This window comes from Paraciimarium castrense LEGE 11436 (assembly GCF_056633055.1).
This window is the reverse complement of sequence record NZ_JBSJOW010000006.1, coordinates 107,795-130,164: the sequence shown is the minus strand read 5'-3', so window position 1 is coordinate 130,164 and position 22,370 is coordinate 107,795. Positions and strand designations below refer to the sequence as shown.

Annotated in this window: 18 protein-coding genes; 8 read left to right on the top strand and 10 right to left on the bottom strand. The window is 66.4% G+C overall.

What is annotated here, in order from left to right; genetic code table 11:
* The first annotated feature begins 7 nt into the window (after positions 1-7).
* The 4 genes from tuf to ACWJIO_RS10460 all read left to right on the top strand — a co-directional run bounded on the left by tuf (position 8) and on the right by ACWJIO_RS10460 (position 3,565).
* The gene (gene tuf / locus ACWJIO_RS10475; RefSeq protein WP_480313294.1) at positions 8-1,207 is read left to right on the top strand and encodes an elongation factor Tu; all 1,200 of its coding nucleotides are present in this window, start codon (positions 8-10) and stop codon (positions 1,205-1,207) included.
* 212 nt (positions 1,208-1,419) lie between these two features.
* Positions 1,420-1,740 carry a 30S ribosomal protein S10 gene (gene rpsJ / locus ACWJIO_RS10470; protein ID WP_186697327.1) on the top strand — a complete coding sequence of 107 codons (321 nt, stop codon included), beginning with the start codon at positions 1,420-1,422 and terminating at the stop codon, positions 1,738-1,740.
* 102 nt (positions 1,741-1,842) lie between these two features.
* Positions 1,843-2,490, top strand: a complete 648-nt coding sequence (locus ACWJIO_RS10465) for an LON peptidase substrate-binding domain-containing protein (RefSeq protein ID WP_480313293.1) — start codon at positions 1,843-1,845, stop codon at positions 2,488-2,490.
* A 40-nt stretch (positions 2,491-2,530) separates the two neighbouring features.
* Positions 2,531-3,565, top strand: coding sequence for a methyltransferase domain-containing protein (locus tag ACWJIO_RS10460; RefSeq protein ID WP_480313292.1), 1,035 nt, complete (start codon positions 2,531-2,533; stop codon positions 3,563-3,565).
* Here the strand turns inward: ACWJIO_RS10460 and pheA are convergent.
* Positions 3,534-4,376 (bottom strand): prephenate dehydratase, encoded by an 843-nt coding sequence (gene pheA / locus ACWJIO_RS10455; protein WP_480313291.1) that lies wholly within the window; start codon positions 4,374-4,376, stop codon positions 3,534-3,536. The genes ACWJIO_RS10460 and pheA overlap by 32 nt on opposite strands.
* A gap of 70 nt (positions 4,377-4,446) precedes the next feature.
* Here pheA and ACWJIO_RS10450 point away from each other — a divergent pair, with 70 nt between their 5' ends.
* Positions 4,447-4,971 (top strand): DUF1997 domain-containing protein, encoded by a 525-nt coding sequence (locus ACWJIO_RS10450; protein ID WP_480313290.1) that lies wholly within the window; start codon positions 4,447-4,449, stop codon positions 4,969-4,971.
* Here ACWJIO_RS10450 and ACWJIO_RS10445 read toward each other — a convergent pair.
* The 3 genes from ACWJIO_RS10445 to ACWJIO_RS10435 all read right to left on the bottom strand — a co-directional run bounded on the left by ACWJIO_RS10445 (position 4,956) and on the right by ACWJIO_RS10435 (position 10,764).
* A complete protein-coding gene (locus ACWJIO_RS10445) occupies positions 4,956-5,540 on the bottom strand; it encodes a ribonuclease HII (RefSeq protein WP_480313289.1) in 585 nt (194 codons plus the stop codon). The genes ACWJIO_RS10450 and ACWJIO_RS10445 overlap by 16 nt on opposite strands.
* Before the next feature lie 53 nt (positions 5,541-5,593).
* Positions 5,594-7,672 (bottom strand): Rne/Rng family ribonuclease, encoded by a 2,079-nt coding sequence (locus ACWJIO_RS10440; protein WP_480313288.1) that lies wholly within the window; start codon positions 7,670-7,672, stop codon positions 5,594-5,596.
* Positions 7,673-8,088: 416 nt separating this feature from the next.
* Complete coding sequence (locus ACWJIO_RS10435) at positions 8,089-10,764, bottom strand: TIGR03960 family B12-binding radical SAM protein (protein WP_480313287.1); 2,676 nt, start codon at positions 10,762-10,764, stop codon at positions 8,089-8,091.
* Between the two features lie 98 nt (positions 10,765-10,862).
* Between ACWJIO_RS10435 and ACWJIO_RS10430 the strand changes: the two genes are divergently transcribed.
* From ACWJIO_RS10430 to ACWJIO_RS10420, 3 genes are read left to right on the top strand one after another with little or no spacing between them, the layout of a single operon-like run.
* Complete coding sequence (locus ACWJIO_RS10430) at positions 10,863-12,089, top strand: LL-diaminopimelate aminotransferase (protein ID WP_480313286.1); 1,227 nt, start codon at positions 10,863-10,865, stop codon at positions 12,087-12,089.
* Positions 12,090-12,130: 41 nt separating this feature from the next.
* On the top strand, positions 12,131-12,454 hold the full coding sequence (gene clpS / locus ACWJIO_RS10425) for an ATP-dependent Clp protease adapter ClpS (protein ID WP_186697336.1): 324 nt from the start codon (positions 12,131-12,133) through the stop codon (positions 12,452-12,454).
* A 32-nt stretch (positions 12,455-12,486) separates the two neighbouring features.
* The gene (locus ACWJIO_RS10420) at positions 12,487-13,299 is read left to right on the top strand and encodes a CPBP family intramembrane glutamic endopeptidase (protein WP_480313285.1); all 813 of its coding nucleotides are present in this window, start codon (positions 12,487-12,489) and stop codon (positions 13,297-13,299) included.
* Positions 13,300-13,360: 61 nt separating this feature from the next.
* Here ACWJIO_RS10420 and ACWJIO_RS10415 read toward each other — a convergent pair whose 3' ends face one another.
* The 6 genes from ACWJIO_RS10415 to ACWJIO_RS10390 form a co-directional block, all read right to left on the bottom strand.
* A complete protein-coding gene (locus ACWJIO_RS10415; protein ID WP_480313284.1) occupies positions 13,361-14,779 on the bottom strand; it encodes a sensor histidine kinase in 1,419 nt (472 codons plus the stop codon).
* Between the two features lie 38 nt (positions 14,780-14,817).
* Positions 14,818-15,510, bottom strand: coding sequence for a response regulator (locus tag ACWJIO_RS10410; RefSeq protein ID WP_480313283.1), 693 nt, complete (start codon positions 15,508-15,510; stop codon positions 14,818-14,820).
* A complete protein-coding gene (locus ACWJIO_RS10405) occupies positions 15,495-17,978 on the bottom strand; it encodes a T3SS effector HopA1 family protein (protein WP_480313282.1) in 2,484 nt (827 codons plus the stop codon). Before ACWJIO_RS10405 ends, ACWJIO_RS10410 begins: the two co-directional genes overlap by 16 nt.
* 142 nt (positions 17,979-18,120) lie before the next feature.
* Complete coding sequence (locus ACWJIO_RS10400; protein WP_480313281.1) at positions 18,121-18,369, bottom strand: hypothetical protein; 249 nt, start codon at positions 18,367-18,369, stop codon at positions 18,121-18,123.
* A gap of 668 nt (positions 18,370-19,037) precedes the next feature.
* Positions 19,038-20,183 carry an HlyD family secretion protein gene (locus ACWJIO_RS10395; RefSeq protein WP_480313280.1) on the bottom strand — a complete coding sequence of 382 codons (1,146 nt, stop codon included), beginning with the start codon at positions 20,181-20,183 and terminating at the stop codon, positions 19,038-19,040.
* Positions 20,180-22,324 (bottom strand): peptidase domain-containing ABC transporter, encoded by a 2,145-nt coding sequence (locus ACWJIO_RS10390; protein ID WP_480313279.1) that lies wholly within the window; start codon positions 22,322-22,324, stop codon positions 20,180-20,182. The genes ACWJIO_RS10395 and ACWJIO_RS10390 overlap by 4 nt, the downstream gene beginning before the upstream one ends.
* Positions 22,325-22,370: the final 46 nt, after the last annotated feature.

Genomic DNA, 22,370 nt, shown 5'->3' with positions numbered 1-22,370 from the left:
TCCTCCCATGGCTCGCGAAAAGTTCCAAAGGAACAAACCCCACGTCAACATCGGCACCATCGGCCACGTTGACCACGGCAAGACCACCCTCACGGCCGCCATCACGAACGTGCTGGCAAAAAAGGGTTTCGCGAAGGCCCAGGCCTACGACATGATCGACGGCGCCCCTGAGGAGCGCGAGCGCGGCATCACGATCAACACCGCCCACGTCGAGTACGAAACCGACAACCGCCACTACGCCCACGTCGACTGCCCCGGTCACGCGGACTACGTGAAGAACATGATCACCGGTGCCGCCCAGATGGACGGCGCCATCCTCGTGGTGGCCGCCACCGACGGCCCGATGGCCCAGACCAAGGAGCACATCCTGCTGGCCAAGCAGGTGGGCGTGCCCGCCCTTGTGGTGGCACTCAACAAGTGCGACATGGTGGATGACGAGGAGATTCTCGAGCTGGTGGAACTGGAAGTGCGCGAGCTGCTGAGCAGCTACGACTTCCCCGGCGACGACATCCCCGTGATCAAGGTGTCTGGTCTCAAGGCCCTCGAAGGCGATGCCGAGTGGGAAGGCAAGATCGATGAATTGATGGATGCCGTGGATGCCTCCATCCCCGAGCCGGAGCGCGAGATTGACAAGCCCTTCCTGATGGCGGTCGAGGACGTGTTCTCGATCACCGGTCGCGGCACCGTGGCCACGGGCCGGATCGAGCGCGGCAAGGTGAAGGTGGGCGAGGAAATCGAAATCGTGGGGATCAGGGACACCCGCAAGAGCACCGTGACCGGTGTGGAGATGTTCCGCAAGCTCCTCGACGAGGGCATGGCCGGCGACAACGTGGGTCTGCTGCTGCGCGGCATCCAGAAGGAGGACATCGAGCGCGGCATGGTGCTGATCAAGCCCGGTTCGATCACCCCCCACACCAAGTTCGAGGGTGAGGTGTACGTGCTCAAGAAGGAAGAGGGCGGTCGCCACACCCCCTTCTTCGCCGGCTACCGGCCGCAGTTCTACATCCGTACGACGGACGTGACCGGCCAGATCACCGCCTTCACAGCCGACGACGGCTCCAACGTGGAAATGGTGATGCCGGGCGACCGCATCAAGATGACCGGTGAGCTGATCTGCCCTGTGGCCATCGAGCAGGGCATGCGCTTCGCCATCCGCGAGGGCGGCCGCACCATCGGTGCCGGCGTGGTTTCGAAGATCATCGCCTGATCACGACCCGGGGCAGCCAGGCAGATTCTGTCTCGCTGCCCCTCGTTCCCCTGGCACCAGGCACTCCAGAGGCGCAGCCTGTCGCCTCCGGAACCAGAACATCGACAATCCAGTGTTGAGATCCCCCTTGGGGGTCAACGCATTCACTGCCCAGCCATCACCGCCGTCCAAGGACGTTTCCTCCTGCGCCATTCGGCCAGCTTTTGATCTCCATGTCCACCGCCATCCCCCAGCAGAAGATCCGCATTCGCCTGAAGGCGTTTGATCGCCGCATGCTCGATCTCTCCTGCGAAAAAATCATTGAAACGGCTGACCACACAGCCGCCACGGCGATCGGGCCGATCCCCCTGCCGACCAAGCGCAAGATCTACTGCGTGCTGCGCTCGCCCCACGTGGACAAGGATTCCCGGGAGCACTTCGAAACCCGCACCCACCGGCGCATCATCGACATCTACAGCCCCTCGGCCAAGACGATCGACGCTCTGATGAAGCTCGATCTGCCCAGCGGTGTGGACATCGAGGTGAAGCTCTGAGCCAGATCCGGCCGCCCCAGATCCCGAGGGCAATGCCTGGCCCCACAGGGCGCGAGGCCCGGACCTTGTTCCTAGGATGGCTCGGCAACTCCTCAACTCGCCATGGGTGAACTGGCCGTAAGGGAGCTGCCGCTCTTCCCCCTCCCTGACGTGGTGCTCTTCCCCCAGGAAGTGCTGCCACTGCACATCTTCGAACCCCGCTACCGGATGCTGCTCCGCACGGTGATGGCCGAAGACCGCCGCTTCGGGGTGGTGCGTTGGGATCCCAAGTCGCAGGAGATGGCGGACATCGGCTGCTGCGCCGAGATCATCCACTGCCAGACCCAGGACGACGACCGCAGCAACGTCGTGACCATGGGGCAGCAGCGCTTCCGAGTGCTGGACATCGTGCGGGAAGCCCCGTTTCGGGTGGGCCTGGTGAGCTGGATCGAAGACACCGATCCCGACTCACCCGAAGACCTCAGGACCCTGGCCGGCAGCGTGGATCAGGCCCTGCGCGACGTGGTGGAACTCACCGCGAAGTTAGTTGGCAAGCCAGCCAGCCTGCCCAGCGATCTGCCCGACCTGCCCCGCGAACTCTCCTTCTGGATCGGCTCCCACCTGGGCGGCCCCGTCGCCGACCACCAGCAGGCCCTGCTGGAGCTCACCGACACGGGCGAACGGCTACGCCAGGAGTACGACCTGCTGGATCAGACCCGGCGCCAGCTGGCAGCCCGGACAGTGCTCAAGGACACCTTTCAGCCCCAGTAGCGCCGCTTCGCCTGCGGCCCCCCATCCCTCTGCATCTGCGATGCCCTTGATCAGTTGGCCTGTGGCAGCCGGCGTGGGCCTGGCTACCGTCGCCGCAACGGCAGCAGCCCTCTGGCTGCGCCGCAGCCGCCGTTATCAGGATTCCGCCAGCGTGGCCGCGGCCTATGACCGCTGGACCCAGGACGCCCTGCTGGAGCAGCTCTGGGGCGAGCACATCCATCTGGGCCACTACGGCGATCCACCGGGGCGGCCCGGCAGCCGGGATTTCCGCCGGGCCAAGGTCGACTTCGTGCATGAACTGGTGCGCTGGAGCGGCCTCGACCAGCTGCCGCCAGGCAGCCGGGTGCTCGATGTGGGCTGCGGCATCGGCGGCAGTGCCCGCATCCTCGCCCGCGACTACGGCCTCGATGTTCTCGGCATCAGCATCAGCCCGCTGCAGATCGAGAGGGCGAGGCAGCTCACGCCAGCTTCCCTGAGCCAGCACTGCCGTTTCGCCGTGATGGACGCCATGGCCCTGGAGGTGGAACAAGGCAGCTTTGACGCCGTCTGGAGTGTGGAGGCCTCACCCCACATGCCAGACAAGCAGGGCTATGCCGATGGGCTGCTGCGCAGCCTGCGCCCCGGAGGCCTGCTGGCCGTGGCCGACTGGAACCGGCGCGATCCCGGCGACGGGGCCATGAATCGGCGCGAGCGCTGGGTGATGCGGCAGCTGCTGGAGCAGTGGGCCCATCCGGAGTTCGCCAGCATCCGTTCGCTGCGGGCCAACCTCGGCGAAAGTCCCTGGGCGGGCGGGATGGCCGTGGAGAGCGCCGACTGGACGGCGGCCACCCTGCCCTCCTGGATTGACTCGATCCTGGAGGGCCTGCGCCGGCCAGGCGCCATCCTGGGCCTGGGGCCGGGTGCGGTGCTGCAGGGCCTGCGCGAGACGCCGACGATCCTGCTGATGGACTGGGCCTTTCGCAGTGGACTGATGCAGTTCGGCGTCTTCCGCGGCCACAAGCCCCTGGAGCAGCGGGAGGGCGGCCGCCGGACAGCTGGTGCGGCTACGACGACGACTCCGACACCCGGCTGGTGATCGGATAGGCACCGAACAGGGCCAGGTGCTCGCAGAGGGGGCGCAGGTCGTCGAGGGCCGCCTCCAGCAGCTCAGGCCCCGCGGAGAGCTCCAGATCCACGAAAAAGATGTACTCGCCCATCTCCCGTTTCGATGGGCGCGACTCGATCCGGCTCATGTTGAGGCCGCGGCGGGCAAAACAGCCCAGGGCTTCCAGCAGGGCGCCGGGCTGGTTCGAGTGCAGCGAGTAGGCCAGGCTGGCCAGGGCACCGGCATGGGAGCGGGTACCGCGGCGCAGCAGCAGGAAGCGCGTGCAGTTACCCGCAACGTCGTTCACGGGATAGGCCAGCACCTGAAGGTTGTGCTCGGCGGCCGCCTGCTGCGAGGCGACCGCGGCCCGGAAGCGGCTGCCGGCCACCATCCGTGCGGCATCGGCGGTGGAGCTGGTGGGCAGCTGCAGGGCCCGCGGCAGGTGCTCCGCAAGCCACTGGGCGCATTGGGCCAAAGCCTGGGGATGGGAAAGCACCTCACTGATCCCCTCCAGGCTGCCGTTGCCCACCAGGGCATGGCGCACCGGCAGCACCAGGGCGTGGGCAATGGTGAGGTCGGGATGCTCCCAGAGGGCATCGAGGCAGGTGGTGACCCCCCCCTCGACGGAGTTCTCCACCGGCACCACGGCAGCAGCGCAGTCGCCGTGGGCCAGGGCCTGCACCACCGCCCGGATGCCGGGCTGGGGCACCAGTTCCGCCTGCGTGAGGCCCTCCAGGGCCACCAGCTGCTGGGTGGCCTGCTCGGCATAGGTGCCGCTGGGACCCAGAAAGGCAACGCGCATCACAACCGTCAGGGGGGACAGGAGCCCCGCGGGGCGACCGATAAGATCATGCCGCGCCGGCCCTCAGGCCATGCCCCTGGCCTTCCGAGCCAGTCAGCAACTGCAACTTGGAGTGCGGCAGGAGCAGCAGCGGCTCGCCGGTTACCTGGCGGATGAAGACCGGGTGGTGAAGGCGCTGCTCGACCCCAGCCAGCTGGAGCGCCTGGGGCCGGGGCACTACCGCTACGCCGTGAGCCGCCTGGAGGTGTTCCAGCTGAAGGTGCAACCGGTAGTGGATCTCCGCACTCACCTTGAGCCCGGGCGGCTGGAGCTGGTGGCCAGCGACTGCCAGCTGGAGGGCCTCGGCCTGGTGGACGACTTTCAGCTGCGGCTGGGCTCCTGGCTGGAGGCAGGTGACGAGGGGCTCGCAGGCGAGGCCAACCTGGCCGTGAGCGTGGGCCAGCCCCAGCTGCTGCGGCTGATTCCCCACAAGGTGCTGGAGGCCACCGGGCGCTCGATCCTCGCCAGCATCCTGCTGGGCATCAAGGCCCGGGTGGGCCAGCAACTGGTGGCTGACTTCGAGAGCTGGTGCCAGGAGCATCAGCGGTTGCCCTGAGGCCCGGCAGCCTGGCCTGGCCAGAGCTTGCGCAGGAAGCTGGTGCGGTGCAGGGGCGTGGGCCCCAGCTGCAGCAGGGCGGCCCGATGCTGCGGCGTGCCGTAGCCAACGTGGCGCTCCAGCCCGTAGCCCGGATAGGAGGCCGCCAGCTGGCGGATCAACCCGTCGCGCGCCTGCTTGGCGAGCACGCTGGCCGCGGCGATCGCTGGCTGGCGACTGTCACCCCGCACCAGGCAGACCTGCTCTCCCGGCCAGCCCCGCAGGGGCAGCACCCCATCCACCAGCACCAGCCCAGGCACCGCAGGGAGCCGCTGCAGAGCCTGCAGCATCGCCGCCTCCGTGGCCCTACGAATGCCGTGCTGATCGATGCTGGCCGCAGAGGCCTCGCCCAGGCTCCAGGCGAGGGCAAGGCTCTCGATCCGGGGCACCAGGGCGGCACGGCGCCTGGGGCAGAGCTTCTTGCTGTCGGTGAGGCCCTCGGCCAGCAGGGCGCTCGCCGCGGTGGTCTCGAGCACCACGGCGGCAGCGAACACGGGGCCAAAGAGGCAGCCCCGACCTACCTCATCCACTCCGGCGCACCGAGCGGGGGGCCATCCCAGCCAGGGATCTTCGGCCAACGTGCCTAGACGGCGGCGGAGGAGCGGCGGCGGCGGCGGCGTGGTTCGCCCCCGTCAGCAGCCGCTTCCGCCGTGGGCGTCACCACGGCCACAGCCTGGGGGGCAGTTGAGGCGTCAGCCACCCTGCGGCGAGTGCGGCCACGGCTGGGGGCGGCGACCGCTTCGGCCGTTTCGGCTGGGGCTGCAGCGGCGGCGGCACTGGGAACCGACACGGTGAGCACAGTTTCCTCAGCCACCCGGGCCTCCGGCAGCGGCGTGATCTCCACGGGTGCGGGCACCGGAGCCGCGACAGGGACAGCCGCGGTGGCCGTGCCTCCCCGGGCCGACTCCTCTCCTGAGACCTGACTGTCACGGCTGCCGCGCCCGCCCCGGCCCCGGCGCCGCCGCGAACCGCTGGCGGCCAGATCCTGGCGGGCCGCCTCCAGCACGGTGTCGGCATCTTCGCCGGGGCGCACCACGCGTAACACCGCCGTTTCAGCCGCTTCCGGGTTGTCAAGAAGCAGGGCAGGACTCAGGCCCAGCCAGCCGTAAACTGCCTCCTGGTCTTCGCTCATGGGCACCACCAGCACCTCCGGTTCCGGGCGCCGCTGGCTCGCTTCCGTGGCGGGCCTGGGGCTGTCAGAGGCGTTGTAGGGATTGGTGTAGGAGGGGTCCTGCTCCAGCAACGGGGCCACCGGCACGAACACCGTGGCATCAGAAGGCTCAGCCTGGCTGCGGCCGCCACCGCGGCCGCCGCGGCGGCGGCGGCTGCCGTGGCCGTTCTCGGAGGGCGTGGCCGCCGTGGCGGTGGCCGTCTCGCCCCGGGCCGCCGGTGCCGTCGCCCGCACCAGCCCCGCGGCACTGGCCAGGGGCTGCAGGCTGTCCCGACCAGGCAGCACGGCCACATGGCCCAGTCCGCCACAGCTGGGACAGGCGCGGCCGAACAGCTCGTAGACGTTCTGGCCCTGGCGCTTGCGGGTGAGCTCCACCAGGCCCAGTTCCGTGAGCTGGGCGATCTGGGGGCGGGCGGCGTCATCGCGAACCGCCTGGGTGAAGTGCTCCAGCACCTGCAGCTGATCGCGGCGCAGCTCCATGTCGATGAAGTCGATCACCACGACCCCGCCGATGTTGCGCAGCTTGAGTTGGCGGGCAATCTCGATGGCCGCTTCACAGTTGGTCCAGAGCACCGTTTCGCGGGCGTTGGCCGAACGGGTGAACGAGCCCGAATTCACGTCGATGACTGTGAGGGCCTCGGTGGGCTCAATGATCACGTAGCCGCCTGAGGGCAGGTCCACCCTGGGCTTGAGGGCGTCATGGATGGCGGCATTGACCCGGAAGGCATCCAGGATGTCGGTGGGAGCAGCGTGGGCCTCCACCAGCACATTGCCGTGGTCAGAGCCGAGGAAGGCCCGGGCCCGGCCCACCCCCTCGGCACTGTCGACCACCACCCGCAGCAGGTCGGGGCTGTAGAGGTCGCGCAGGATGCGGTGGACGAAGTCTTCGTCGCGGTTGAGCAGCACCGGCGGGGCGGCGTCCTCCGCAGCCGTCTGGATGGCCTCCCACTGGCGCAGCAACGACTCGAGGTCGTCGATCAGCAAGTCCTCGCTGACCCCTTCGGCCTCCGTGCGGATCAGCAGGCCGGCCCCGGGGGGCTTGATCAGCACGCCCAGGGCCCTCAGCCGGTTGCGCTCGTTGTCGCCGTCGACCCGCCGCGAGATGCTCACGCCCTGGCCGTGGGGCTGGAGCACCAGGTAGCGGCCCGGCAGGGAGAGGTTGCCGGTGAGCCGGGGGCCCTTGTTACCGGTGGGCTCCTTCATCACCTGCACCAGCACCTTCTGGCGGGGCTCCAGCATCTCGGTGATGGCGTAGGCCCCCTTCCTCAGCTTCAGGGGGCCGAGATCGGTGACGTGAATGAAGCCGTTCTTCTCGCTTTCGCCGATGTTGACAAAGGCGGCATCGATGCCGGGAAGCACGTTTTCAATGGTGCCGAGGTAGACATCTCCGATCTGATAGCGGCCCTGGGCCACGATCAACTCATCAACACGTTCGTCGTTGAGCACCGCGGCGATGCGCAGTTGCTCGGCAATGACGATCTGCTGGGGCATGGGGAATGGGGTGGACCCGATCGGGGTCCTGCCAGGGGATGAGGCAGGCCTGCAGGCCGATGACAGACCGGCGGGCCAGAGGGCTGAACGAAATGCGGGAGGTCAGGGCCAGGCCCTGCCTTGGCCGCCATGGAGCGGGAATGGCGCGAAGCTGCGCAATGCTGCTGGAAGTTCTCCATGCCGCTTGGGCACGGCTGCTTTCAATGGGTTGAAAACATGAAAGCGAAGGGGCGAAATCCAGGGTCTGAACCCCGGAGCAGGACAGGCCAACGGAGGTGGCTGCCGACTGCGGTCTGCGCTGAAAAAGCTTTGGGTGCTGCGATATCGCGGCGGAAGCTCACAGGCAAACGGCCTGTCGCCTTGGCTGCAAATTAGCATGGGCCCCTGCACGATTTTGACTGGGCCTGGCCCTGCTTTCAGGCGATCGGGCTGCGCAGCGTCAGGGCCGTGCGCTGCATGGCCCCGCAGCTGAGGGGCATCCCCAGCGGTTCTGCCAGCCAGTGGGCCAGCTGGGCCGGCCTCAGGCTGCGGCCGCTGGCATCGATGGCCGCCTCGAGCTCGAACCAGGCCGAGCCAGCGCTGGCGGCATCAGCGGGTTGGGGGGAGAGCCAGCGCAGATCGCGCAGCACGGGCCGGCAGTCGCGGCTGCGGGGCCGACCCTTCTTGTCGGTGTCATGCCAGGGCAGGCTGTCGGCGCCGAGCACCGCTGCGATCGCCTGCTGCCAGCGCTCCGGGCCGGGCAGCGCCACCCCCGCCGGCGGCCGCAGCTCCAGCCGCCAGTGGGAGGCCTCCAGCTCCTGGGAGAGGCTGGGGCCGAAGCTGGGCACCTCGGCCACCGAGAGCAGCTGCAACGTGCCCGGCAACTGCCGCTGCAGCCGCAGCCGCGCTTCAGCGGGATCCAGCCGCTCGGTGAACTCGAGGTCGAGCCATTCGCCCAGGCCCGCCACCCCAAGCGGCAGCGCCAGGGCCAGCTGCAGCCGTGGCAGCGGATGGAAGCCCCCGCTGAAGCTCACCGGCAGGCCGCTGCGGCGCAGGGCCCGCTCCAGCAGCCGCAGGGTGTCGAGGTGGCTGATCAGAGCGAGGCTGCCGGTCTTGGCGAAGCCGAAGCGCAGCCGCTGCACCCGCTCCGAGGCGGGGGCCCGCGGCGGCAGCTGGGGTGGCACCGGAGGCGCCGGGATCACCACGTTGTGGCCCAGCTCCGGACCGCACACCCCGCAGCTGCTGCAGCCCTCGAAGGAGCAGTCCGGCACCACGGTGGCGGCCAGGGCCCGCTGCAGGTCTTCGGCGAGCCAACGCTTGTCGACGCCGGTGTCGATGTGATCCCAGGGCAGGCTCTGGCGGCAGAAGGCATCGAGATCATCGGGGCTGAGGGCCTCGGCGGCGCTCCAGGCCCCCATCTCCAGGGCGCGGTAACGGCCCCCCAGGCCCGCCGCCTCGATCGCAGCGGTCCAGGCGGCATGGCTGCGCTCCGCCGACTCAAACCAGGCGTCCAGGCCGGCGCCGGCCCGCCAGGCCGCCTCGATCACCGGCGCCAGGCGCCGATCGCCCCGGCCCACGAAGTCTTCGACCGCCGAGAGGCGCAGGTCGGTGGTGTTGGTCTTGATGCCGCGCAGCTGGCCCAGGGCCTGGCGCACCAGCCCCTGGCGACGCCGCAGCTCCTCGCCGCTGACGCTGTGCCACTGGAACGGGGTGTGGGGCTTGGGCGTGAAGGTGCTGATCGTGAGGTTCAGCTCCAGGCGGCCCAGATCACGGCACTGCTCCTGCAGAGCGCGGCAGGTGTCGGCGATGCCGAGCACATCCGCATCGCTCTCGCCAGGCAGGCCGATCATGAAGTAGAGCTTCACCTTGCGGTAGCCGTTCTGCATGGCCGTGCGCAGGCCGCGCAGCAGCTCGGCGTCGGTGAGGCCCTTGTTGACGATGTCGCGCAGGCGCTGGCTGCCGGCCTCCGGCGCAAAGGTGAGCCCCGCCCTGCGGGTGCCGCCGAGGATGTGGGCGATGTCGTCGTCGAAGCGATCCACCCGCTGGCTGGGCAGGGTGAGGCTCACGTTCTGCTCGGCCAGGCGGTTGCGCAGCTCCACCCCCACCGCCGGCAGGGCCAGGTAGTCGGAGCAGCTGAGCGAGAGCAGGGAGAAATCGCTGTAGCCGGTGCGGCGCATCCCCTCCTCCACCGCCTCGATCACCGCCTCGGGCTCCACATCCCGGGCCGGGCGGGTGAGCATGCCCGGCTGGCAGAAGCGGCAGCCGCGGGTGCAGCCCCGGCGGATCTCCACCGTGAGGCGGTCGTGAACGGTTTCGATGTGGGGCACCAGCCCCATGGCGTAGTGGGGCATGGGGGTGGCGGTGCGCCGCTGGATCCGCGCCGGCAGCCCGGGCTCCAGGGGCACGATCGCCACCCCATCGGGGCCCGGGCCGTAGAGGGCGGGCACGTACACGCCCGGCACCTGGGCCAGATCCCGCAGGGTGTCGCGGCGGCTGAGGCCGGTCGCCTTGGCCTCGGCCACCACCAGGCCGATCTCCGGCAGCAGCTCCTCGCCATCGCCCAGGGCGATGAAGTCGAAAAAGGCGGCGAAGGGCTCGGGGTTGCTGGTGGCCGTTGGCCCACCGGCGAAGATCAGGGGCGGCGCCCCGGGATGGCCCAGGGGCAGATCGCCGCGCTGGTCGGCGCGCAGGGGCAAGCGGGCCAGGTCCAGCATCTCGAGGATGTTGGTGCCGCCGAGCTCGTAGCTGAGGCTGAAGCCGAGGATGTCGAAGGCTGGCAGGGGGCGGCGGCTCTCCACCGCGAAGAGAGCCTGCTGCCGCTGGCGCAGCCGCTCGGCCAGGTCGGGCGCTGGCAGGTAGGCGCGGTCGCAGAGCTGGCCGGGAACGGCGTTGAGCAGGGAATAGAGAATGATGTGGCCCAGGTTGCTGGCCCCCACCTCGTAGACCTCGGGGTAGGTGAGGGCCCAGCGCACGGCGGCCGCCTGCCAGTCGCGGGGCTCCACGCCGAGCTCGTTGCCGAGGTAGCGGGCCGGCTTGCTGATCGAGAGGTCGATCAGGGCGTCGAAGTCGATCGGCTCGGTCGCCGCGGCCACGACAGTCGAGGAGGCAGTCATGGTGGCGCGGGCAGGCCTGGCCCGATGGTATGCAGCCCAGGACCACGCGACAGCCACCTGGCGTAGCAGGATGCCGCCTGGAGTTCGGCAGCAACCCTGTGGTGCAGGTCAACGGCAACTACCTCAAGCTCAAGGCGGGGTACCTGTTTCCAGAGATCGCCCGGAGGGTGAAGGCCTTCGGTGAAGCCCATCCCGATGCCGCCCTGATCCGCCTCGGCATCGGCGATGTGACCGAACCGCTGCCGCAGGCCTGCCGCAACGCCATGAAGGCGGCGATCGATGCCATGGGCACCGCCGAGGGCTTCCATGGCTATGGCCCGGAACAGGGCTATGGCTGGCTGCGCGAGGCGATCGCCCGCCACGACTTCCAGGCCCGCGGCTGCCAGGTGAGTGCCGAGGAGATCTTCGTCTCCGACGGCTCCAAGTGCGACAGCAGCAACATCCTCGACATCCTCGGGCCGGACAACCGCATCGCCGTGACCGATCCGGTGTATCCGGTGTATGTGGACAGCAACGTGATGGCGGGCCGCACCGGTGCGGCCGATGCCGGCGGCCGCTATGGCGGCCTCACCTACCTGCCGATCAACGCCGAGAACGGCTTCACGGCCCAGATCCCCGCAGAACCGGTGGATCTGATCTATCTCTGCTTCCCCAACAACCCCACCGGCGCGGTGGCCAGCCACCAGCAGCTGCAGGCCTGGGTGGATTACGCCCGCGCCCACGGCGCCCTGATCCTGTTCGACGCCGCCTACGAGGCCTTCATCCAGGATCCGGAGCTGCCCCATTCGATCTACGAGATCGAAGGGGCCCGCGAGTGCGCGATCGAGTTCCGCTCCTTCTCCAAGAACGCCGGCTTCACCGGCACCCGCTGTGCCTTCACGGTGGTGCCCCGTGGGCTGATGGGCCAGGCAGCCAATGGCGAAGCGGTGGAGCTGTGGGGCCTGTGGAACCGGCGCCAGAGCACCAAGTTCAACGGCGTCAGCTACATCGTGCAGCGCGGGGCCGAGGCGGTGTATTCCGCCGAGGGGCAGGCCCAGGTGAAGGCACTGGTGGCCTTCTACATGGAGAACGCCGCGATCATCCGGCGCGAGCTGACGGCAGCCGGACTGCAGGTGTTCGGCGGCGAGCAGGCGCCCTATGTATGGCTCAAAACGCCCGCCGGACTCGACTCGTGGGGCTTCTTCGACAAGCTGCTGAGCCAGGCCCACGTGGTGGGCACCCCCGGCAGCGGTTTCGGCGCCGCCGGAGAGGGCTATTTCCGCCTCTCCGCCTTCAACAGCCGCGCCAATGTGGATGAGGCCATGCAGCGGATCCACAGCCTGTGATCCCGTCCTTAAATAGAGCAGTCGTGACCCAGGAGGCAGCCATGCGAACCACAGCCACGGCGGCCCCGGGCCGCGAGAGCGGCGGTGCCGCGGTGATGGAGAAGGCACCGCAGCGGGTGCGCAAACCCTCGCCCCGCTACAAGGTGCTGCTCCACAACGACCCCGTCAACGCGATGGACTACGTGGTCACCACCCTGCGCCAGGTGGTGCCCTCGCTCAGTGAGCAGGATGCGATCGCGGTGATGCTGGAGGCCCACAACACCGGCGTGGGCCTGGTGATCGTGTGCGATCTGGAGCCGGCGGAGTTCTACTGCGAAACCCTCAAAGGCAAGGGGCTCACCAGCAGCCTCGAACCGGAAACCTGATGGCGGCGCCAGGCCCAGCCGGGCCTGCACCCATGCTGCGCTGGTGGGGCACGGTGCTCTACGTGCCGGGGCTCTACATCACCGGCTTCCTGCTCTCCAGGCCCCTCGCCTGGGTGGCCCCAGCCTGGCGCCCCGACCAGGTGGACCTGGCCGGAGTGTCGCTCTCGTTTGCCCTGCTGCTGGCCACCCTGCCCTGGCGGCTGCGGACCGCCTGGGGAGCGACGCAGCCCTGGAGGACCCTTGGTCTGGCCGTCAGCCCCGCCCAGGCGCTGGCCGGCATCGCCATGGGGCTGACCAAGGCCATCGCCCTGCTGCTCCTGGTGAGCCTGGCGCTGCTGTTCAGCCAGCAGGCCCGCTGGCAGGGGGCAACGGATGCTGGCCTGCTCGCCAATGCTCTGCTGCTGGCCTGCGGGGTGGGTCTGGCCGAGGAGCTGCTGTTTCGCGGCTGGCTCTGGGGGGAGCTGCGGCTGCGGCTGAACGGTCATCGGGCGCTGCTGGCGCAGGCCCTGGTGTTCGGCCTGGTGCACCCCTGGTACCGGGAACCCGGCCTGCTGGCCCTCAGCCTGCTGGGCGCCCTCACCCTGCTGGGGGTGGTGCTGGCCAGGGAGCGGGAGCTGGGCAAGGGCGCGCTGTGGGGGCCGGCGGCGCTGCACGGCGGCCTGGTGGGCGGCTGGTTCCTGCTGCAGAACGGGCTGCTGACGGTGTCTGCCCAGGCGCCGGGCTGGTGGGCCGGGCCCAGCGGAATGACCTCAGGCACCAATCCCCTGGGGGGCGCGATCGGCTGGCTGGGGCTGCTGGGGCTGCTGCTCTACCAGCAACGGCGTGGCCACAGCCTGGGTCGCTGAGCTCAGGCCTGGTGTCATGAAGCCCTCGGCGGTGGGGCCTGCCGCACCGCCCGGAAGCGTCTCATGGCTTGGCCACGGGTTGATCGCCATGCCGCGGGAAGGTGATCGTGAATGTTGTGCCCACACCAGGCTCACTGGCCACTGAGATCTGGCCGTGATGGCGGAGAACAATTTCCTGGGCAATGGCCAGGCCCAGGCCGGTGCCACCCAGGGCCCGGGAGCGGGACTTTTCGACGCGGTAAAAGCGCTCAAACAAGTGGGGCAGGTGCTCTGGCGGGATGCCGATGCCCGTATCCCGAAGGATGACCTGGACGCCGGCCTCAGTGGCGCGTGCCTGCAAGCCGACTTCACCAGCAGCCGGAGTGTGCTTGACAGCATTATCCAGGAGGTTCAGAAACAAGCGGATTAAATGGTCAGGGAATCCCAGGATCTGAAGTGCAGGGGCAAGGTCCGTGGTCAGCTGAAGCTGGCGCAGATCAGCCAGGGGTTGAATCTGGGCAGCCGATTCAGCCAGTAGGGTTCCCAAGTCAACCGGCTCCATCGGTCCACCGATGTGATTCTGCTCCAGGCGAGAGAGCAGCAGCAGATCATTGCTGAGCCTGATCAAGCGGTCCACTTCCTGGCCAATCGCCTTGAGCGTCTCCTCATAGGTTTCTACTGTGCGGAGTTGGCTCAGGGTGACCTGCAACCGCCCCTTCATGGCCGTCAGGGGGGTGCGGAGCTCATGGGATGCATCTGCAGTGAAGCGCCTCTCGTGCTCAAAGGTCGCCTGGATGGAATCCAGCATGCCGTCAAAGAGTGTGGCCAGCCGCGCCAGTTCATCATCCGCACTGCTCTTGTAGTGAATGCGCTGGGCAAGATCACCACTCACCCGGATACGCTGAATCGTTCTTGTGATCTGGGCGATGGGCTGCAGGGCACGGTTAGCGAGGAACAGACCGCCAAGGGCAATCATGCCAAGCAGGATGGGTAGCTTGAGGAGATTGCGCTGAAATACCCTGGCCAAGGTGGCGTCCATAGGCTTGAGAGACTGAGCCACCTTCAGCCACCCTGAGAGCTCACCTGCATTGCTCAGAAGCTCTTTCGTGTAGATACGCCAGCGCCCGCTAGATCTGTCTAGAGTATTATATCCAGGTCTGAGGTTTGATGTGCTGAGTGATGGTAGCGAGTCTCCAAACTGCTCTTTGACTGAACCATCCAGGCTGATCAGATAGATTTCTACGCCCGCATCATTAAGCAAGGAGGCAAGCAGCGGCGCGTCACGGCGAGGATCAAACACCAGGGCATCAACCTCATCATCGAGATTTTTGCGTGCCTGAATAGCGCTGACTTCCAGCGAACGGTCAATCTGGGCGAGCAGGGTCTGTCGAAACTCAAGATAAGTGTACCCATCTGAAACGAGCATCGAAACACCCGCGAGCAGGCTGTACCAGGCCACCAGCCTCAGGCGCAGACTTTGCCAGGGCTTTCGCTGCTTCATCATCTAGGTATGAGTAGGAATGGCATCAGAGCGCAAACTCATTGGGCAGGGGAAGATTCAACATTGGCACTGATTGAATAGCCAACGCCACGAACAGTTCTGATCAGCGAAGGGGATCCCTGGTGATCAATTTTCCTACGGAGGTAGCCAACATAAACATCAATAACCTTGAAATCTCCATAGAAGTCAAAACTCCAGACATGCTGGGCAATCTGAGTGCGACTGAGAACGTGATCTGCATTGCGCATCAGGTATTCCAGCAGGGAGTACTCCCGTGGGCTGAGATCAATCTGGTGCTCATCCCGCTTGACGATCCTGTGGGCTGTGTCCATCTGCAGATCACCCACTTTGAGCACAACATCCGCATGCAGAGGCGGGCGCCTCAGCAAGGCCCGCAGGCGCGCCAGCAGCTCTGTGAAATCAAATGGTTTGGTCAGGTAGTCATCAGCCCCTGCATCCAGACCCAGCACCCGGTCTTCGACGGTATCGAGGGCCGTCAGCAGCAGCACAGGGGTCTGAAGCCCGCGCTGGCGCAGGATCTTCAGGACGCTCAAGCCATCCTGGCCGGGCAGCAGCACATCCAGCACGACGGCATCGTAGTCAGCGGCCTCGGCAAACCGCACGCCTTCGGGGCCATCAGAGGCGACATCGATAGCATAGCCAGCCTCGTTCAGTCCTTGCTGGATGAACCTGGAAATCCCAGAATCATCTTCAATCAATAGAATTCGCATCGCATCCTGATCGCTGGTTCGTTGGGATGGACCTTCTCAGCCTGGATTGGGGCCGCTGGCTGCAGCGGTGGGTAGTGGGAGTCTGACCCAGGATTGAGGTGGGGGCGCTGCCAGTCCAGCTTGCGCTCGGCAAACTTGTCCTGGATGGCGTGCCGTCGGGACTGGGGACCGGCATCGGCCAGGATCAAGGCTTCGGCCAGGATCTGACACCGATCCAGACCGAAGTCATCCCGGCCCTGCGGGGATTCGGCCAGACCGATGCCAGGGGCTAGAGGCCAGGTGAACAGGGGAATCGGATGGCTCAGATGGGGCTGCAGTCTGACCAGGTGCTGGCAGAGAATCGTGCGCAGTTCTTGGTAGTTAGCAGCCTCAGTTATCAAGGTGGCACTGTTGTATCTGCCGTAGGACTCAGGATCCGCGAGGATGGTCAAAGCGAAGGGGTAATCCCGCTGATTCAGGGCCTTGGTCAGAACATCCATCAGCACAAGTGCACCTTCGGAATTGATATTGAAGTAGATGGTGATGCCAGCCTGATCGGGGGCTGGCTCTCCGGCATTGCCAATCGCGCTGTAGCTCTCTTCCGTCAAAACGGCATTGGGCAACCGCAACACCACCATTGTCCCCACAGCCGCCGGCGCACCCTCAGCACTGCCGCAGCCTGCCTTCAAGCCGTCTTGCAACACCAGATCAACGTTGGGATCAACCCAAAGCCGCAGACCATCCTTCTCGACCTGGGCACGATGATCATCCCAGCCAATGACCATCCAGTCGGGGTCAAGGAAGCCGCTGCCGCCATTGGCCAGCTGGATTCGATGAAAGTAATCCACGTTGAGTCCAGATACAGCATCGTTCTTGAATTCCTTGGTCACCACAGGGCCAGCGCTCTTCCTTTCCTGCTCTCCGCTGAAGTAGATATCATGCAGGTAGTTTCTGACTTGACCAACGAGATAGGCCTGGCGGAGCTGCTCGGGCAGCTTGCTCAAGCGATGCTGCCGTTGATCCATTCCCGTGCTCGCAGGCTCCCCTGGGTGCACCAGGTCGAGGTCCTGATACCCCGGATGACAAATCAATGGAGGCTCAATGCGAACATTGCTGATCAGATCGGCGAGGGCCTCCTGGCCAGAGCCATGCTGCAGCCAGTGAGGCTGAGGCACCTCGGCCTGCGGCTCCAATGTGTGCTGAGGGGATCGGGCGGCAGAAGAAGTGCTGCCGATGTCACCAAGGTCAGGCTCAAGGTCAGGCTCGGGGCCGGGAGGTTGAAAGTCGTCAGGTGAAAAATGGCTGCGGCCAAACACCGTGACCATGGCCGCTTCGGGATTGCAGAGCAATGACCTGGCCACCTGCAGCATCGCGATTTCCAGATTTCCACAAGACTCCCGATAGTGCAGGCGATCCTGAATCGCTCCAATCAAACCCAGGCCTGCGAAGCGAAGCACCCGTTCCGGAAAGGCCGGAAACGCAGCCAGGATTCCCGGGAACTGGGCCAGATAGGCCTGCATGAAAGCCGAGAGGGAGGGCTGAAGCCTGTCCAGCGGCACAGCAGCAAGTTGCAAGGCCACCGACAGGTCTACATCGCGGCTGAGCACCAGACTCTTCAACCACAGCCGCAGATACTCAGCCACCAGGGCGCCAACATCAAAGGCCGGGTCTCCCCATGCCCACTGCTCCCAATCAATCAGGCGTACAAGGCCCTGTGCATCCGGCAGACACAACGCCTCGACAGCAGCAGGCAGGCAGGACGGGGGCTGCCAGCGGAACCAATCATCGTGAAGCAAGATATTTCTGAACTTCAAGTCATGGTGGACCAGGCAGCATGGCTCGTAGTCATGCTCCAACTCGGCAATGGCCTTTGAGAGCTCCTTTGAGCGGTTATACAGCCTGTAGAACTTCAAGCCATCAATCGAGATCTGCCGAAAGATCTCTGGAGTCAGATTTTCAAGCTCGTCACGGAAGTCAGGTGGTTCAGCCTCATGTCCAGCGCTTTCTGGGTCTAATTCCAGATGGTAGTCCTGGCGCTGAAAAGTCGCCTGGTGCAGCGTGGCAAGGGCGCTACCGATGGCCACAGGAATCTTGGTGGAAAACTGCTCGGCATCGTCATAGAAGTCGCCCAGATCGCTATAGGGCCCAAGGTATCGAAAGATCTGAATGGCATTGACGGCATCAAACTTGAGACCCTCCGGCAGCAAGGCCTGCAAGGGCAGCAGTTGTTCGTGGCAGGCCAGCAGCTGGTGAATTCTCCATTCCTCTTCAAAATCCTGCCTGGGAAGCTCAGTGCGGCCGATCGGCGCCTGCTTGATCAGCAACTGACTGGCGCTTGAAGGTGGGGCATCATGCTTTCTGATCTGCACCAGCAGATTCAGATTTTTGCCCAGCAACTGTTGAACGTCTTCAACGACATCCGTTGAATCGCACAGGCCCTGATGCATCAAATACTCGTGGATGCCCGCCGAATTCAAACGAACGACCATGTCCCCAGACTCACCACGTCAACGACCATCCCCAGCCCCAAGCGGCTTGATCAAGGCTATAGAAAAACCCCGAGGCTGCCATCCAGCAGCCCCGGGGTCTGAAGCTCACGACAGGGAGGGGCCCCTACTGTCAGTGGCTTGCTCAACGGCGCCTGCGATTGCGCCTGAAGCTGCGGCTGGGACGGCTGGGGCGGCTGCGACGGCGGCGGCGCGTCGGACGGCTGCGGCGGCTGGGGCGGCTGGGGCGGCTGATGCCGCTGCGGCTGCGGCGACGGCGGCCGCCCGAGATCGAGGCCTCATCCTCAGGAGTGAGCTCACTGATGAAGCTGTCTGGCCCCAGCAGCAGGTCAAGGCCCAGCAACGCAAGGTCGGTGGTGGGTTGGGTGTTCATGCGGTATGTCTCCGTTCTGGCAAAGGGCCAGGGTTGGTTGAGCGATGGAGAGAACGGTTGGCGGCGCGAGATCATCAGTGCTCTGTGATCTGCGGTCTGCAGCCTTCGGAGCTTTCCACCTGTCCGGCCTTCCTGGCTGGACTGAATGGAATGTAACGGCTGAACGGCAAGAGAACGGCAGGAAAACCGTAAGAGTTCTCTTACCGTTTTCCTGCCGTGAAGGCCATGGGCAGGCCTGGCAACCCTTCCTCCTAACCCCTGCGGCGACTGCGCAGGCGGCTGCGACGGCTGCGCAGACGGCTACGGCGGTTGCGCAGACGGCTGCGGCGGCGACTCCGCAGGCGGCTGCGGCGACTGCGCAGACGGCTGCGCCTGCGATTGCCGCCTGCGATGGCGGCTTCATCCTCTGGGTTGAGATCGTGAATGAAGCTCTCTGCTCCAGAAAGCAGATTGAGCCCCAGCAATGTCACATCTTGCGTGGATTCTGTGTGCACTGGCTGTTTCGCCTGATCAACTGAACTGACAAAATTTAGAAGCCGGTTGGCAAGAAAACGACAGGAAAGCGGCAAGAAAGCTCTTACCCGCGCTGTTGCGACCCCATGGGGGCTGGGCTGGCAACAGCCAGCGCCGACCTCACCATGCCTGAACGCCGATGGAGCCACCGGCCATCACAGCCCCACCAGCAGCCTGGTCTTGCGCAGCAGGAACTGGAGCACGGTCTCGACCCGGGTGGTGATGTCAGCGGTGAGGTCCATGCCCAGCCGCAGCCCGCAGCTCCGGGACGATGAGCGCAGCTCGGTCTGCTCCGGGCGCAGCGTCACCGCATAGCCGCTGGCCGCCGCCCCGCCCGGGGCCGCAGCAGCCGCGGCCGCATCGGGAGCCACGGACACCACCTTGGCCCGCAGGGTGCCGAAGTCGGGGAAGGGGCAGCCCGCCAGGCGCAGATCGGCCCGCTGGCCCACCTCCACGTTGGCGATGTCCGAAGACGACACCAGCACCTTCGCCAGGAACGGCGCTCCCTCGGGCGCGATCTGCGCCAGCTCCTGGCCGGCCGTCACCACCTGGAGGGGGTTGCGCAGGGCGAGGGAGAAGATCACCCCACCCACCGGCGCCCTGATCAGCTGGCGTCCGAGATCACGGCTGAGCTGGGCCCGTTCGGCCTGGTTTTCGCTCTGTTGCTGGCCCAGGCGCGCCAGGGCATTTTCTCCCCGGGACTGCTGCTGCTCCACATCCCGCTGGGCCTTGGCCAGGTTGGATTCCGCCACGCTCAGGCTGGCGCGCTTCTCCTCCATCTGCTCGCGGGAGGCGGCACCACTGCTGACGAGCTGGCTGTAGCGCTGGTACTCCGAACGGGCCAGATCAAGGCTGGCCCGGGCCTTCTCCACTTCCAGTCGCGCCGCCTCCAGAGCAGCCGTGTTCTCCCTGCGTTGCGCCGCCAGCTGGTTGGCGACAGACATGCCGCCCTGCTGCAGCTTCAGCTCCCTGCCCTCCAGATCAGCGGGATCCATCACCGCCAGCACCTCACCCGGTTCCACCTGCTGATTGGGCTGGATGCGGATCTCTCTCACCCGCCCATCCCGCGGCGCGTGCACCAGGCTGGTCTCGCCACTGGGCCGCACGGAACCGGAGGCCCTCACCACCACCCGGTAGGGCCACACCGCCATCAGCGCCACGCCGGCCAGAAAGCTGCCCACCAGCACGGCGCCGGCCAGGCGCACCCAGGGACGCACCGAGGGCAGGAACTCCTGAACGGAGGCCGGCCGCAGCTGCTCGCTCTCGGTGGCATCAGCCACCCGGACGGGATGCTCGCTCATGCCGGCAGCAGGAAGGGGGCGAGGGGTTCGCTGCTGCGCAGGTCCTGCGGGCGCCCCTGGGACATGACCTGGCCCCGCTCCAGATAGACCAGCCAATCACAGCGGTGGATGACGCTGGGACGGTGGCTGATCATCACTGTGGTCAGTCCCCGGCGTGCCGCCAACAGATTGTCCATCAAGCGGCGCTCCAGCACCGGATCCAGTGCTGCGGTGGACTCATCCAGAATCAACACCGAGGGGGAAGACACAAGCGCGCGGGCGATCGCCAGGCGCTGGCGTTGGCCGCCCGAAAGATTGGCCCCGAATTCGCCCAGCACGGTCTGGTAGCCATCGGGCAGGTCGCGGATGAACTCATCGGCGAGGGCCTGCTCGCAGGCCGCCACCACCTGATCAAAGCTCACATCCGGATAGGCAAAACGAAAGTTTTCGAAGATCGTGCGATTGAAGAACTGCGCCTCCTGGGGCACCAGCACCACCTGGCGTCGCAGGCATTCCAGCGAGATGTCGTGGCGGCCATAGGGTCCGTAGTGGATGGAGCCGCTCTGGGGCGGATAGAGGCCGGCCAGCAGCTTCACCAAGGTGCTTTTGCCGCAGCCGGATTCGCCGATCAAGGCGGTGCAGCGCCCCCCCGGCAGGATGAGATCGAGGTTGCTGAGCAGATCCAGCCGGCCGGCATGGTGGAAGCTGAGGTTGCGGCAGTCGATCTCACACGCCTGGGGCAGGGCCACCCACGGCTTGTCCATGGCCTTCGGGTCCTCGAGGCTGCCCTCCAGCACCTCCGACAGCCGCCGGATCACGACGTTGGCCGTGAGGTAGTCGTCGGTGAAGTCGACGAGGGCTTCCAGAAAGCCGAGCACATTGCCGCTCATGCCGCTGAAGGCCAGCAGTTGGCCGATCGAGAGCTGGCCCGAGATCACGAAGCTGCTGCCATACCAGAGCAGGGCCAGGGTGGTGACGCGTGACAACAACCCTGTGGTGGTGCCACTGAACAGCGAGAGCTGCAGGGCATCCCAGCGCAGGTGGGCCACGCTGCCGAAGTTGCGCTGGTACTCGTCCCAGGCCTGGGGCGAAGCCTCGGTGGTTTTGAGCACCTGGGCACCCCGGAAGATCTCCACCAGAAAGCCCTGGTTCTCAGCCGATTCCACAATCAGGCGGCGGCTCTTTTCGTATTGCGCCGGCAGGAACAACAGGCCAGAGGCGATCAGCACGCCAAAGGCCAGCAGGGACACAGCCGTGAGGGGCGGGCTGTAGATCAGCATCACCACCAGCGAGATGGAGGCAATGAAGAAGTCACTGGGCAGGCCCAGCACCAGATCGCTGATCAGGGCATTGATGCGGCTGATGTCGCCGATCCGGCTCACCACCTCGCCGCTGCGATGGCTGTCGAAATAGGTCATCGGCAACCGCAGCAGCCGGTGGCCGTATTCCAGCACCATTCCCAGCTGAAGGCGCTGGGCGAAATGACCCACGATGTGGCCCTGGATCAGGCTGATGACGCTGCGGAAGACAAACAGAAACAGCATCGCCAGGCCGAGGCTGGTGAGCAGCTGGTTGTCCCGGCGCACCAGCACGTCATCGGTGAGCAGCTGCATCAGCAGCGGCATGGCCAGTGCCAGCAGGCCGATCACCACGTTGATGGCGAGGGCCTGCAGCAGCAGACCCCGGTAGGGCCAGGCCAGCCGCAGAAAGCGCAGGAACGGCAGCCGCTCTTCCTGCGGCTGCTGCAGCAGCCGGTTGAGGTCTGGCTCCAGCAACAGCAGCACGCCGTTGCCCCAGCCCTCCCGAAACTCCTCAGGGGACAGCCGGCGGATGCCGACGGCCGGATCGGCAATCACCAGCTTGCGACCCTGCCGGCCGTACAGCACCACCCAGTGGTTGCCTTGCCAGTGGCAGATCGCCGGCAGCGGCAACGCCTCCAGGCGATCGAGCAGAGCCCCGTCAGCCCGCACGGCCCGGGCATGGAAACCAACAGCATCAGCCCCCCGGCGCAGACCCAGCAGGGTGGTGCCCCGGGTGCCGGTGCCCACCAGTTCCCGCACCCGGGAGAGGGCCAGCCGGCGGCCATGGTGCCGGGCCACGGTAGCCAGGCAGGCGGCGCCGCAATCCTCCTCGGCATGTTGCTCGACCCACTCGTAACGCACCGTGCAGCGGGATCGCGGTGCTCCAAGCTAGGGAGGGAGTCGGCTC

Excerpts from the sequence above, each read along its gene's own strand:
- ACWJIO_RS10460 (WP_480313292.1), top strand. The coding sequence starts at position 2,531 with ATGCCCTTGATCAGTTGGCCTGTGGCAGCCGGCGTGGGCCTGGCTACC.
- ACWJIO_RS10450 (WP_480313290.1), top strand. The coding sequence starts at position 4,447 with ATGCCCCTGGCCTTCCGAGCCAGTCAGCAACTGCAACTTGGAGTGCGG.
- ACWJIO_RS10410 (WP_480313283.1), bottom strand. The coding sequence starts at position 15,510 with ATGCGAATTCTATTGATTGAAGATGATTCTGGGATTTCCAGGTTCATC.
- ACWJIO_RS10405 (WP_480313282.1), bottom strand. The coding sequence starts at position 17,978 with ATGGTCGTTCGTTTGAATTCGGCGGGCATCCACGAGTATTTGATGCAT.
- pheA (WP_480313291.1), bottom strand. The coding sequence starts at position 4,376 with ATGCGCGTTGCCTTTCTGGGTCCCAGCGGCACCTATGCCGAGCAGGCC.
- ACWJIO_RS10415 (WP_480313284.1), bottom strand. The coding sequence starts at position 14,779 with ATGAAGCAGCGAAAGCCCTGGCAAAGTCTGCGCCTGAGGCTGGTGGCC.
- ACWJIO_RS10465 (WP_480313293.1), top strand. The coding sequence starts at position 1,843 with ATGGGTGAACTGGCCGTAAGGGAGCTGCCGCTCTTCCCCCTCCCTGAC.
- tuf (WP_480313294.1), top strand. The coding sequence starts at position 8 with ATGGCTCGCGAAAAGTTCCAAAGGAACAAACCCCACGTCAACATCGGC.
- ACWJIO_RS10435 (WP_480313287.1), bottom strand. The coding sequence starts at position 10,764 with ATGACTGCCTCCTCGACTGTCGTGGCCGCGGCGACCGAGCCGATCGAC.
- rpsJ (WP_186697327.1), top strand. The coding sequence starts at position 1,420 with ATGTCCACCGCCATCCCCCAGCAGAAGATCCGCATTCGCCTGAAGGCG.
- ACWJIO_RS10440 (WP_480313288.1), bottom strand. The coding sequence starts at position 7,672 with ATGCCCCAGCAGATCGTCATTGCCGAGCAACTGCGCATCGCCGCGGTG.
- ACWJIO_RS10395 (WP_480313280.1), bottom strand. The coding sequence starts at position 20,183 with ATGAGCGAGCATCCCGTCCGGGTGGCTGATGCCACCGAGAGCGAGCAG.
- clpS (WP_186697336.1), top strand. The coding sequence starts at position 12,131 with ATGCGAACCACAGCCACGGCGGCCCCGGGCCGCGAGAGCGGCGGTGCC.
- ACWJIO_RS10420 (WP_480313285.1), top strand. The coding sequence starts at position 12,487 with ATGCTGCGCTGGTGGGGCACGGTGCTCTACGTGCCGGGGCTCTACATC.
- ACWJIO_RS10400 (WP_480313281.1), bottom strand. The coding sequence starts at position 18,369 with ATGAACACCCAACCCACCACCGACCTTGCGTTGCTGGGCCTTGACCTG.